The organism is Brachybacterium kimchii, from assembly GCF_023373525.1.
GTDB classification, from domain to species: Bacteria; Actinomycetota; Actinomycetes; order Actinomycetales; family Dermabacteraceae; genus Brachybacterium; species Brachybacterium kimchii.
In genome coordinates this window covers 2,619,576-2,631,731 of sequence record NZ_CP097218.1, presented here as the reverse complement: position 1 = coordinate 2,631,731, position 12,156 = coordinate 2,619,576, and the positions used below count along the sequence as shown (strand labels likewise).

Annotated in this window: 9 protein-coding genes; 7 read left to right on the top strand and 2 right to left on the bottom strand. The window is 71.4% G+C overall.

From position 1 onward, the window contains the following. The first annotated feature begins 103 nt into the window (after positions 1-103). From M4486_RS12110 to glpK, 3 genes are all read left to right on the top strand, one after another. A complete protein-coding gene (locus tag M4486_RS12110) occupies positions 104-1,840 on the top strand; it encodes a glycerol-3-phosphate dehydrogenase/oxidase (protein ID WP_249477442.1) in 1,737 nt (578 codons plus the stop codon). 114 nt (positions 1,841-1,954) lie between these two features. Next, positions 1,955-2,677 (top strand): MIP/aquaporin family protein, encoded by a 723-nt coding sequence (locus tag M4486_RS12105; protein WP_249481126.1) that lies wholly within the window; start codon positions 1,955-1,957, stop codon positions 2,675-2,677. Positions 2,678-2,744: 67 nt separating this feature from the next. After that, positions 2,745-4,280, top strand: coding sequence for a glycerol kinase GlpK (gene glpK / locus M4486_RS12100; RefSeq protein WP_249477440.1), 1,536 nt, complete (start codon positions 2,745-2,747; stop codon positions 4,278-4,280). Positions 4,281-4,374: 94 nt separating this feature from the next. On the opposite strand, the gene M4486_RS12095 is transcribed toward glpK, so the two are convergent. Beyond that, positions 4,375-5,820 (bottom strand): N-acetylmuramoyl-L-alanine amidase, encoded by a 1,446-nt coding sequence (locus tag M4486_RS12095; protein WP_249477438.1) that lies wholly within the window; start codon positions 5,818-5,820, stop codon positions 4,375-4,377. A 100-nt stretch (positions 5,821-5,920) separates the two neighbouring features. Continuing rightward, complete coding sequence (locus tag M4486_RS12090; RefSeq protein ID WP_249477437.1) at positions 5,921-7,414, bottom strand: FGGY-family carbohydrate kinase; 1,494 nt, start codon at positions 7,412-7,414, stop codon at positions 5,921-5,923. Positions 7,415-7,577: 163 nt separating this feature from the next. On the opposite strand from M4486_RS12090, the gene M4486_RS12085 reads away from it, so the two are divergent. From M4486_RS12085 to M4486_RS12070, 4 genes are all read left to right on the top strand, one after another. Next, the gene (locus tag M4486_RS12085; RefSeq protein ID WP_249477436.1) at positions 7,578-8,516 is read left to right on the top strand and encodes a sugar-binding transcriptional regulator; all 939 of its coding nucleotides are present in this window, start codon (positions 7,578-7,580) and stop codon (positions 8,514-8,516) included. 120 nt (positions 8,517-8,636) lie between these two features. Then, the gene (locus M4486_RS12080) at positions 8,637-9,725 is read left to right on the top strand and encodes a zinc-binding dehydrogenase (RefSeq protein ID WP_283257920.1); all 1,089 of its coding nucleotides are present in this window, start codon (positions 8,637-8,639) and stop codon (positions 9,723-9,725) included. A gap of 208 nt (positions 9,726-9,933) precedes the next feature. Further along, a complete protein-coding gene (locus tag M4486_RS12075; protein WP_249477433.1) occupies positions 9,934-10,599 on the top strand; it encodes a DUF2291 domain-containing protein in 666 nt (221 codons plus the stop codon). Continuing rightward, on the top strand, positions 10,599-12,155 hold the full coding sequence (locus M4486_RS12070) for a sugar ABC transporter ATP-binding protein (protein ID WP_249477431.1): 1,557 nt from the start codon (positions 10,599-10,601) through the stop codon (positions 12,153-12,155). The genes M4486_RS12075 and M4486_RS12070 overlap by 1 nt, the downstream gene beginning before the upstream one ends. The last annotated feature ends 1 nt before the right edge of the window (position 12,156 follow it).

Below are 12,156 nucleotides of genomic sequence, written 5' to 3'. Positions count from 1 at the left end.
GGCGGCATGCCCTCCCTCCTGGAGCGCTCGCCCAGCTCCCGCCCCGTCGGCCGACGTCCCAGACGTCGTCATCCGATGACGCACAGCTGACGAAGGAGCGCACGTGCCGTCGCAGAACGCCACCACCCTGAACGCCGCGAGCCGCACCGAGAGCCTTGATCGACTCCGGGCCGCCACGGCCGAGAATCCCCTGGACGTGCTCGTCGTGGGCGGAGGCGTGAACGGCGCAGGCGCCGCCTTCGACGCCGCGACCCGCGGTCTGGACGTCGCCGTCGTCGAGGCCCACGACTGGGCCAGCGGCACCTCCTCCCGCTCCTCGAAGCTCATGCACGGCGGCCTGCGCTACCTGCAGATGCTCGACTTCAAGCTCGTCGCCGAGGCCCTGCGCGAGCGCGATCTGCTGCTCACGCGCACCGCCCCGCACCTGGTCAAGCCCATCAGCTTCGTCTTCCCGTTCTTCAAGCGCGTGGTCGAGCGCGCCTTCATCGGCTCCGGCGTCATGCTCTACGACGCCATGCAGTCGATCGGCCGCAAGCGCGCGGTGCCCTTCCACCGCCACCTCAGCCACCGCCGCATGATGAACGTGTTCCCCGCGCTCGACGGCGAGAAGATCGTCGGCGCGCTCGAGTACTACGACGCGCAGGAGGACGACGCGCGCTTCGTGATGATGCTCGTCCGCTCCGCGCTCGAGTACGGGGCGAGCGCCGCGACCTACACGCGCGTCGTCTCCTACCTGCACGAGGGCGACCGCGTGGTCGGCGCCCGTCTGCGCGACGAGGAGACGGGCGAGGAGTTCGACGCCCACGCGCGCGAGACCATCCTCGCCGCGGGCGTGTGGACCGGCGACCAGCAGCACGTCGCGGGCGCGACCACCGGCCTCGAGGTGCTCGCCTCGAAGGGCGTGCACATCACCGTGGCCCGCGACCGCATCCCCGCCGCCCCGGACACCGGGATCATCACGCAGACCGAGAAGTCCGTCCTGTTCATCATCCCGTGGGACGAGTACTGGGTCATCGGCACCACCGACACCCCGTGGAAGGAGGACCCCGCGCACGTCGCGGCGACTTCCGACGACATCGACTACATCATCGAGCACGCCAACGCGGTGCTCGACCACGACCTCACCCGCGACGACGTGGTGGGCACCTACGCCGGGCTGCGCCCCCTGCTGCAGCCCGTCAAGGACGCCGGCGGAGCCTCCACGAAGGTCTCCCGCGAGCACACGGTCATGGAGGTCGAGCCCGGCCTCACCGCGATCGCCGGCGGCAAGTACACGACCTACCGCGTGATGGCCGAGGACGTCGTCGACTTCGCGATCAAGGACGTCTTCCCCGGTCGCCCCTCGATGACGACCGTCGTCCCGCTGATCGGCGCCCAGGGCTTCGAGGGCATCCGCCGCGAGAAGGACGCGATCGCGAAGCAGTACGGCTTCGACGAGCTGCGCACCGATCGCCTGCTCATGCGCTACGGCACCCTGCTGCGCGACGTGCTCGCCCTCATCGACGAGGACTCCTCGCTCGGCGAGCCGCTGAAGGACGCTCCCCGCTACCTGCGGGCCGAGGTCCTCTACGCCGTCCGCGCCGAGGGCGCCCTGCACCTGGCCGACCTCATGCTGCGCCGCACCCGCCTCGACTACGAGGTGCGCGACCGCGGCGCCGCCGCCTCCGAGGAGATCGCCGACATCATGGCCGGCGAGCTCGGCTGGGACCGCGCGACCCGCGACGCCGAGGTCGGCGCCTACCGGGCCTTCGTCGATGCGCGCCTGGCCGGCGAGGCCACCCACTCCGACGCCGAGGCGGCCGCAGCCGTCGCCTCCGCCCAGGAGGTGCCCCGCAGCTGACACCCGGTCGCTGACCGACCACCCCGCGCGCGGTCCCGATGGCCGCGCGCGGGACACCTTCATCTGGCCGCACCGTTGCGGCATCCCACTCGACGAGGAGAATCCATGGGAACCATCGGCACGATCATGATCTACGAGATCATGGGCACCGCGATGCTGACGCTGCTGGGCTGCGGCGTCGTCGCGAACCATACGCTGGCGAAGACGGGCGGCCACGGCGGCGGCCCGCTCATGATCCACTGGGGCTGGGGCCTCGGCGTGTTCGTCGGCGTCTACGCCGCCTACAAGACCGGCGCGCACCTGAACCCCGCCGTCACCATCGGCCTGCTGGTCTCGGGCGCCGGCGAGTACGCGCCCGGCATCCCGATCACGGTGGGCACCACCCTCGCCTACTTCGCGGCGGAGATGATCGGAGCGTTCCTGGGGGCCGTGTTCGTCTGGCTCGCCTATCGCAACCACTACGACCAGACCGAGGACCAGGCGACCGTCCTCGGCACCTTCTCCACGGCCCCCGGCATCCGCAGCTACGGCTGGAACGTGCTCACCGAGATCATCGCGACCTTCGTGCTGGTCTTCATCATCCTGAACTTCGGCAACACGCCGGTCGACCTCGGCCCCCTCGCCGTCGCGCTCCTGGTCGTCGCCATCGGCGCCTCCCTCGGCGGGCCGACGGGATACGCCATCAACCCCGCGCGTGACCTCGGTCCCCGCATCGCCCACGCGCTCGTGCCCATCAAGGGCAAGGGCGGCTCCGACTGGAGCTACGCCTGGGTGCCGATCGTCGGCCCCGTGATCGGCGCGATCATCGCCGGCCTCGTCGTCCAGATGGGATTCTGAGACCGGCTCCCCATGAGCATCCGCACCACTGACACCATCACCGCAGCAAGGGACTGAAGGAGTTTCCGTGACTGACGAGAAGAAGTACATCCTGGCGATCGACCAGGGCACCACCTCGACCCGCGCGATCGTCTTCGACCACGGCGGCCAGATCGTGGCCACCGGGCAGAAGGAGCACGAGCAGATCTTCCCGAAGTCCGGGTGGGTCGAGCACGATCCGGTGGAGATCTGGCGCAACACCCGCGCGGTCGTCGCCGATGCTCTCCAGCAGGCGGAGATCAACCGTCACCAGCTCGCCGCCGTGGGCATCACCAACCAGCGCGAGACCGCGGTGGTCTGGGACAAGAACACCGGCGAGCCCGTCTACAACGCGATCGTCTGGCAGGACACCCGCACGCAGAAGATCTGCAACGAGCTCGCGGGCGACGAGGGCGCCGACAAGTACAAGGAGCGCGTGGGCCTCCCGCTCGCGACCTACTTCTCCGGCCCCAAGGTCAAGTGGATCCTCGACAACGTCGAGGGCGCGCGCGAGAAGGCCGAGGCCGGGGACCTGATCTTCGGCAACACCGACTCGTGGGTCCTGTGGAACCTCACCGGCGGCCAGAACGGCGGCGTGCACGTCACCGACGTCACCAACGCCTCCCGCACGATGCTCATGAACATCGACACCCTCGACTGGAACGAGGACATCGCGAAGGACATGGGCATCCCGCTGTCCATGCTCCCCGAGATCAAGTCCTCCTCCGAGGTCTACGGGTACGGCCGCAAGAACGACCTGCTCATCGACACCCCGATCGCCGGCATCCTCGGCGATCAGCAGGCCGCGACCTTCGGCCAGGCGTGCTTCGAGGTGGGCCAGGCCAAGAACACCTACGGCACCGGCAACTTCATGCTCATCAACACGGGCGAGGAGCTGGTGCGCAGCGAGAACGGGCTGCTCACCACCGTCGCCTACAAGATCGGCGACAGCAAGCCGGTCTACGCGCTCGAGGGCTCGATCGCCGTCACCGGCTCCCTCGTGCAGTGGGTGCGCGACAACCTGGGCCTCATCAAGAGCGCCCCGGAGATCGAGGACCTCGCCAAGAAGGTCGACGACAACGGCGGCTGCTACGTCGTCCCCGCCTTCTCCGGGCTGTTCGCGCCCTACTGGCGCGCCGACGCCCGCGGCGCGATCGTCGGCATGACGCGCTTCATCAACAAGAACCACATCGCGCGGGCGACCCTGGAGGCCACCGCCTTCCAGTCGGCCGAGGTGCTCGAGGCCATGAACGCCGACTCCGGCGTGGACCTCACCGAGCTCAAGGTCGACGGCGGCATGGTCCAGAACGAGACCCTCATGCAGTTCCAGGCCGACATCCTGGGCGTGCCCGTGGTGCGTCCGGAGGTCATCGAGACCACCGCGCTCGGCGCCGCCTACGCCGCCGGCATCGCGGTGGGCTACTGGGACGGCGAGCAGGACGTCATCGACAACTGGGCCGAGGGCAAGCGCTGGGAGCCCGACATGGATCCCGAGACCCGCGAGCGCTCGCTGCGCCTGTGGAAGAAGGCCGTTACCAAGACCTTCGACTGGGTCGACGAGGACGTGGAGGCCGCGACCGCCTGAGCATCGGGCAGTCGTTCGGCCGAGGGGCCGAGAGGTCGACGGGGCGGGGCATCGGAGCATCCGGTGCCCCGCCCTTCCTATGTCTCCGTCCGGGTCACACGTCCCGGATCTCGCTCTCGCGCACGAAGCCGAAGCGGTGGTTGATGCTCACGCGCAGCCAGCGGGTGTCGTCACCGACCCACATCCCGCCCGTGCCGTCGACGTCGGGCGCCCAGTAGTAGCTGCCGCGCACCTCGTCCTCGACCACGTACGACTGGCCGGGAGCGAGCTCGTAGGGCAGGGGATCCGTGCTCGAGGGCTCCAGTCCCGCCTCCTCGAAGGCTGCTTCCGCCGGGTAGGCGGAGCCCGTCGCCCGGACGGGCGCGGAGCCGCGGGGCGTCACCCGTCGGGCCCGACGGGGGCCCTGGGCGAGGGTGGGCCTGCCGCCCGCGTCGGTCCGGCGCACCCAGCCGATCTCGCCGCCGATCCACAGCCCCGCCCAGTCGCTCTCCTGCTCCGCGATCGCGAAGGACTGGCCGTGGGCGAGCTGCGCGCCCCAGTCGCAGATGCGGTCGCTGCCGCCGTTCGGGGTGTCGTCGGCCGCGAGAGCGGGATCGGCGAGCAGGGGCGCGTCCTCACGCGGGGCGGTGCGCACGGGAACGGCGGAGGAGCCGTGCGCAGGGAGGGTGCCGCCGTCCTCGGTGCAGCTCGTGAGGGTGAGGGTGTTCGAGCGCAGCGAGGGGGCGATGGTCGCGACCCCGCGCAGGCGGCCCGTCGTCGCCCGCGGCACGCGGATGCCCGCGGCCTCCATCAGCGAGGCCCAGTCGAAGTAGGCGCCGGGGTCCCAGTGCATCGCGGCCTGGCTCGCGGCCGAGGACCCCGGGATGTCCTCGTGCGCGACCACGTGCTCGCGGTCCCGGGGGATGTCGTAGCGGCGGCACAGATGGGCGATGAGCTTCCCGGTCGCCTCGTACTGGGCGGCGGTGAAGGACTCGGCCTTCTCCGCATAGCCGATGATCTCGATGCCGATCGAGGACTGGTTGAAGGTCCAGTTCCCGGCGTGCCAGGCCATGTCCTGGACGCGCACCATCTGCGTGATGTGGCCGTCCTCCCTGATCACGTAGTGGATCGAGGTCTGGCTCGCCGGGTCCTGGAAGATCCGGACCGTGCCCTCGTAGGTCTCCTCGGTGTCGTGGACGACGATGCTCGTGATGTCCCGGGCGGTGCGCCCGCCCAGCGTGTAGTTCGCGTAGTCCTGCGGGTCCTCGCCCGTGGACTCGTAGGCCGCCGGGCGCACGTCGCAGGAGACGCCGCGCGGGCAGTCCGGGGTGAAGGGGCCGTCGGGAGGGGAGAGGGGGCCGACGGGCCGGGTCCCGTGGCCGCCGCCGTGGTCGTGGCCATGGCCGTGATCATGCCCGTGCCGGCCTCCACGGCCGCGCAGCCTCTCGTGGTCGGGGGAGTCGGCGTCGGGCGCCGCCTGGGCGGCGACGGGGGCGGCGAGCACGCTCGCGGTGAGCGCTGCGAGCGCGGTCCGGCGGCCGATGGGGGAGGGGGATGACATGCGTGACTCCTTCGTCGGGTGCAGAGGAGTCTTCCACTCCGCGTCGTCCGCGCGGAAGTATTCTCCGGAACCCGCCGGGGCCCGCGGTGATCGACGCAGGTCAGTCGGCCGCGCGCCGTGCGAGGTCGTGGACGATGCCCTGCGTCGCCGGGTAGAGCGCGCGGAAGGAGGCGTAGAGGTCGTCGTAGGCGCCGTCGGCCGCGGGGTCGGGGCGCACCACGTGGTCGCACGGGTTCCAGCCCTCGGCCGCGGAGAGCCCGCTCAGGCGCGCCGCCATCCGGGCGACGCCGTAGGCGGCGCCCACCGTGTGCCGCGGGATCTCCTGCGCGAGGCCGGTGACGTCGGAGACGATCTGCGGCCACAGCCCGCCCTGCGTGCCGCCGCCCACGGCGACCACGCGCCGGGGGCGCACGCCCGCCGCGGCCATCTCCTCGAGGTGGTGGCGGACGCTGAAGGCCGCGGCCTCGAGGGCGGCCCGGTAGAGGTCGCCGCGGGTGTGGGAGAGGGTGAGTCCGGCGATCACGCCGCGCGCGCCGGGGTCCATGATCGGCGAGCGCTCGCCCGCGAAGTAGGGGAGCATCAGCAGGCCGCGGGCGCCGGGGCCGCTGCGCTCGGCCTCCGCGATGAGGGTCGCGTGGTCGGCGTCGCCGGTCAGGTCCCGCACCCACGAGGTGATCGCGCCCGAGGTGGAGGTGCCCCCGGTGAGCGCGTGCGTGTCCTCCCGCGTGAGCCCGGCCGAGGCCCACAGGGTGCGGCTGCGGCACGGCTCGCTCGTGGTCGCGATGAGGAACATGGTGGTGCCGTACATGACCATGAGGTCGCCCGGGGAGTCGGCGCCCACGCTCACCGCCTCGGCCCAGGCGTCGATCGTCCCGGTCGCGACCGGGGTGCCCGGGCGGATGCCCGTGAGCCGGTGCGCGGCCTCCTCGGTGACGCTCCCCGCCTGCTCGGCGGGCATGCGCAGCGCGGGCATCTCGACACCCGGCAGGAAGCGCTCGCCCAGCTCCTCGCCCCAGGCGCGGGTGCGGGGGTCGTAGAAGGGCGCGGTCTGGCTCGCGCTCGGATGGTCCAGCACGTACTCGCCGGTCAGGCGGTGGACGAGGAACGAGGAGGGCATGAAGAAGCGCCGCGTGCGACGCGCGGAGTCCGCGTGCTCCTCGAGCGCCCACATGATCTTCGGGCCCGCGGCCTGCGAGCTCAGCGTCAGCGAGCAGCGCTCGAAGATCTCCTCGGCGCCGAGCGCGTCCTCGAGCTCTCGGATCTGGGCCGACGCGCGCGAGTCGACCCCGTAGAGGATCGCGGGCCGCACGGCCTCGCCGACCGCGTCGGCCGGGACCACGGACGGGCCCATGCCGGAGACGCCGATCGCGGCGACCTCGACATCCCCCGGGGCGAGCAGCTCGTCGGTGATCGAGACCAGTTCGCGCCACCAGACCTCGGCGTCCATCTCGACGTGGCCGGGATGGGGGCGGGAGACCGCGTGCTCGCGCACCGCGCGCCGCACGACCTCGCCGTCGGCCGTGACCAGCACGCCCTTGCTCGCCGAGGTGCCCACGTCGAAGCCGAGGACGACCTCGGGATGGGGCTGGGGCATGCGTTCCTCCGGCTTCTTCGCTCTGGCGGCGGGGCGGGCGGTGTGCGGGGCCTGTTCACCTGCGCGTCACCCGCTGTTGACCCGCGCGTCACGACGCTCCATCCTGCCACGGGGGCCATGCCCCTACAATCTCGGAGAACTGCGGCGTGCGGAAGGAGTCACGGTGCTCGAGACCGACATGGATCTCCCCCTCCTGCACCGCGCAGCGACGGCCTACTACCTCGACGACCTGCGACAGGCCGAGGTGGCCGAGCGGCTCGGCATCTCCCGTCCCACGGTCAGCAAGCTGCTCACCGAGGCGCGGCGGATCGGCATGGTGCGCTTCGAGGTGCTCGACCCCTCGGCGGTCGACGTGCGCTCCCTCGCGGGCCAGGTGCGGGACCTGCTCGGCGTGCGCGAGGTGCGCGTTGCCCCGGGCGACCAGCACGAACGGGACTTCAAGGGGCTCGGCGAGCTGCTCGGCGAGGAGCTGCGCGCCCTCGATCTCGGCTCCGGCGAGGCGCTGCTGCTCTCCTCGGGGAAGACCGTCCACGCCGTCTGCGACTCTCCCGGCCTGCCGGACCTCTCGGGGGTGGTCGTCGCGCCGACCGTCGGCGGCCAGCAGGAGAGCGACCCGTGGTTCCAGACCAACGAGCTCGTGCGCCGCTTCGCCGACCGCACCGGGGCGACGCCGCGGTTCATGTTCGCCCCCGCCCTTCCCAGTGCGAGCCTGTGGGAGTCGCTGCAGGCCGATCCGAGCTACCGCGAGATCACCGACCTCTGGGACCGGGCGCGGGTCGCGGTCACCGGCGTCGGCGCGCCCTACCGCTCGCGGTCGAGCCTGACCTCGGTGGTTCCGCGCGGCGACTCGTCGCTCGCGCGCGCCGAGGGCGACATCTGCCTGCACTTCCTGGATCCCGCCGGTCGCGAGGTCGGGTTCCCCGGGGCCGACCGTCTGGTGCGCCCGAGCCTCGAGCAGCTGCGCCGGATCCCGCACCTGGTGACCGTCGCCGCGGGCGCGGAGAAGGCCCCCTCGATCCTCGCCGCGAGCCGCGCGGGGCTCGTCTCCACCCTCGTCACCGACGCTGCGACCGCCGAGGCCGTGCTGGCCGCGGCGCTCTGACCGGGGTCTGCCGACTCCGCACACACGTCGCGAACAAATGTGTTTGACGTTTGTGCTCGCGCCTCCTAGTGTGAGCCACGACATCACGCTGACCGGGCGTTTCGAAGGAGAAGATCGGTGATGAGCGAGTTCCCGAAGACCATGAAGGGCGTCGTCATGCACGCGCCGGAGGACTACCGCCTGGAGGACCTCGACGTCCCCGAGCCCGGACCCGACGAGCTGCTCATGAAGGTCGAGGCCGTGGGCGTGTGCGCGAGCGACCTCAAGTGCTACCACGGCGCCACCAAGTTCTGGGGCGACGAGAACCGCGAGCGCTGGGTCCAGCCCGGCATCACCCCGGGCCACGAGTTCGTCGGCGAGGTCGTCGCCGGCTCCGACGAGGCCCTCGCCCTGCACGGCGTGCAGGTCGGCGACCGCATCGCCTGCGAGCAGATCGTGCCCTGCGGCGAGTGCATGTACTGCCAGCGCGGCTGGTACTGGATGTGCGGCCCGCACGACATGTTCGGCTTCAAGCACTACGACGGCGCGATGGCCGAGTTTATGATCGTGCCGCCGCTCGCCCGCGCCCACAAGGTCGACAAGTCCGTCCCGCCGCACCACGCCGCGTTCTCCGAGCCGCTCTCGTGCTCCCTGCACGCCGTCGAGCGCGCGCAGCTGACCTTCGACGACGTGGTCGTCGTGGCCGGCAGCGGCCCCATCGGCCTCGGCGCGATCATCGGCGCCGTGCACAAGAACCCGAAGATGGTCATCGCCCTCGACTTCGACGACCACAAGCTCGAGCTCGCCAAGAAGTGCGGCGCCGACCTCACGCTGAACCCCTCGAAGGTCGACGTCTACGAGGAGATCCGCAACCTCACCGGCGGCTACGGCGCCGACGTCTACATCGAGTGCACCGGCCACCCGAGCGCCGTCAGCCAGGGCCTCACCCTGCTGCGCAAGCTCGGCCGCTACGTCGAGTACTCGGTGTTCAAGGACAACGTCTCGGTCGACTGGTCGATCATCTCCGACGACAAGGAGCTCGACGTCCTCGGCGCGCACCTCGGCCCGCACTGCTGGCCCGCCGCGATCAAGATGATCGAGTCCGGTGAGCTCCCGCTCGACGACATCTGCACCCACCAGTACCCGCTCGCCGAGTTCCAGGAGGCCCTCGACAAGGTCGGCGACTCCGCCGGCGCCTCGGTGAAGGTGTCCATCCTCCCCGGTCGCTGAGCCGGACCAGGCCCCTTCCGGACGGCGGCGCCGGGCGCGATCATCGCTGATCGCGCCCGGCCGCGCCGACCACCCCAACCCGTCGGCCCCGGGCCGGCGCCCCACGGCTCACCGCCGAGCCGCCCCCGAGCATCCCGCTCGCTCCTCCTCCCTCCTCCTGCGCCCCGGGTCATCGACGACCCCGGCGCCCGCACAGGAAGGCTGCTCCATGACGAGCACCGCCCCCGCCGCGCGCCCTGCCGCACGCCGCGCGACCATCCCGAAGAAGAGGCACCTCGGCCGCTGGATCGGCGTGATCATCGCCGTGCTCGCGGTGATCCTCGTCGTCGCCGGCACCAAGGTCGTGCCCGACGGCCAGGAGGTCGCCTCCGGCCCCGCCGCCTTCGACAAGGCCACCTACGGGCCCAAGACCTTCCCGACCATCCAGAAGGGCATCGCCGAGAAGGCCGTCGCCGCGCCCGACCTCGCGACGTCCATCGAGAAAGACCCCGAGGCCGCGAAGAAGGAGGGCGTCGAGTCCGCCGGCAACACGGTCTACGCGACGACCTTCACCGGGAAGGTCCACGACTGCGAATCCGGCATCTGCGAGGTCGCCGTCGACGGCATGCCGAAGGACGTCACCGTGCGCATGCAGGTGGGCCCGGCGATCAATGGCACCGATCTGAGGGACGCGACCGGGACGCTGGGCTTCGGGCAGTTCACCAACCAGATCGAGTACCAGGACGCGGGCGCGGCGCTGAATGAGGAGATGAAGAAGCAGGTCCTCGATCCCGCGGGCGACCTGGACGGGAAGACCGTCACCGTCACCGGGGCCTTCACCGCGATCAACCCGCAGGGCTGGCTCGTCACGCCCTCGGACCTGGAGGTCTCGTGATGAGCGCCGACGCGGCCGGCTCGGCCGACGAGCGCGAGGTCCGCGGGGACGTGGTCCTCGAGGCCCGCGAGGTCGTGAAGACCTACGGCGGCACCCGCGCGCTCAAGGGCGTCGACTTCACCGTGCGGCGGGGGAGCGTCACCACGCTGTTCGGGGAGAACGGCGCCGGCAAGTCCACGCTCATGAAGATCCTCTCCGGGGTCGAGCAGCCCACCTCGGGGCAGATCCTGCTCGACGGGGAGCCCGTGACCTTCGCGGACACCACCGAGGCCCGCGAGCACGGCATCGCGATCATCCACCAGGAGCTGAGCCTCGCCCCGAACCTCTCGATCCGCGACAACATCTTCCTGGGCCGCGAGATCTCCGGGCCCCGCGGCGTCGACTTCGCCGAGGAGCGCCGGCAGACCGCCGCGCTGCTGCAGGAGATGCGGCTGGACGTGGACCCGTCCACGCTGGTCGGCGACCTGCGGGTGGGTCAGCAGCAGATCGTCGAGATCGCGCGCGCCCTCTCGATCGACGCCCGCATCCTCATCATGGACGAGCCGACCTCCGCGCTCGCCGCCCGCGAGGTCGAGATCCTCTTCGAGATCATCGAGTCGCTGACCTCGCGCGGGGTGTCGATCGTCTACATCTCCCACCACCTCGAGGAGGCGCTGCAGGTCACCGACCGCGCCGTGGTGCTGCGGGACGGCTCGATGACCGCCGCGGGCGATCGCGCGGACATCGACCTGCCGTGGATCGTGCGGCACATGGTGGGCGAGCACTTCGACCTCGGCTCCCCGCCCACGGGCTACGAGCTGGGCGAACCGGTGCTGCGCATCGAGAACCTCACCGTGCGCGACCCCGAGAACCCCGAGCGGGCCGTCGTCGACGGCCTCTCGCTCGACGTGCGCCGCGGCGAGATCGTGTGCCTGTACGGGCTCATGGGCGCCGGACGCACCGAGGTGCTCGAGGCCGTCGCCGGCAGCGGCGAGGTCGCGGGCGGCCGCATCCTCCACGAGGGGCACGCCCTGGGCCAGGAGACGATCGGGGAGCGGATCGGCCGCGGCATCGGTCTGGTGCCCGAGGACCGTCAGCGCGAGGGCCTCGTGCAGACCATGGACGTGGGCCAGAACCTCACCCTCGCGAGCATCCGCCAGTTCCTGCGCCGAGGCCTGCTCTCCCGGTCGAAGGAGGGCGCGCTCGCCGAGCGCATGGTCCGCGAGGTCACCGTGAAGACCTCGAGTCCGCGCGTGGCCATCGGTGCGCTCTCGGGCGGCAACCAGCAGAAGGTCGTGATCGGGAAGATCCTCGCCACCGACCCCGAGGTGCTGCTGCTGGACGAGCCCAGCCGGGGCATCGACATCGGTGCGAAGGCCGAGGTCTTCGCCCTGCTCGCCGAGAAGGCCCGCGAGGGTCTCGCCGTGCTCTTCACGACCTCCGAGGTCGAGGAGTGCTTCAGCATCGCCCACCGCATCGTCGTGCTCCGGCGCGGTCGCATCTCCGCCGAGTTCGAGCCCGGCACCGCCGACAAGTCCGACGTCATGGCCGCCTCCGGCGAGGCCGTCGCCCTCTGAC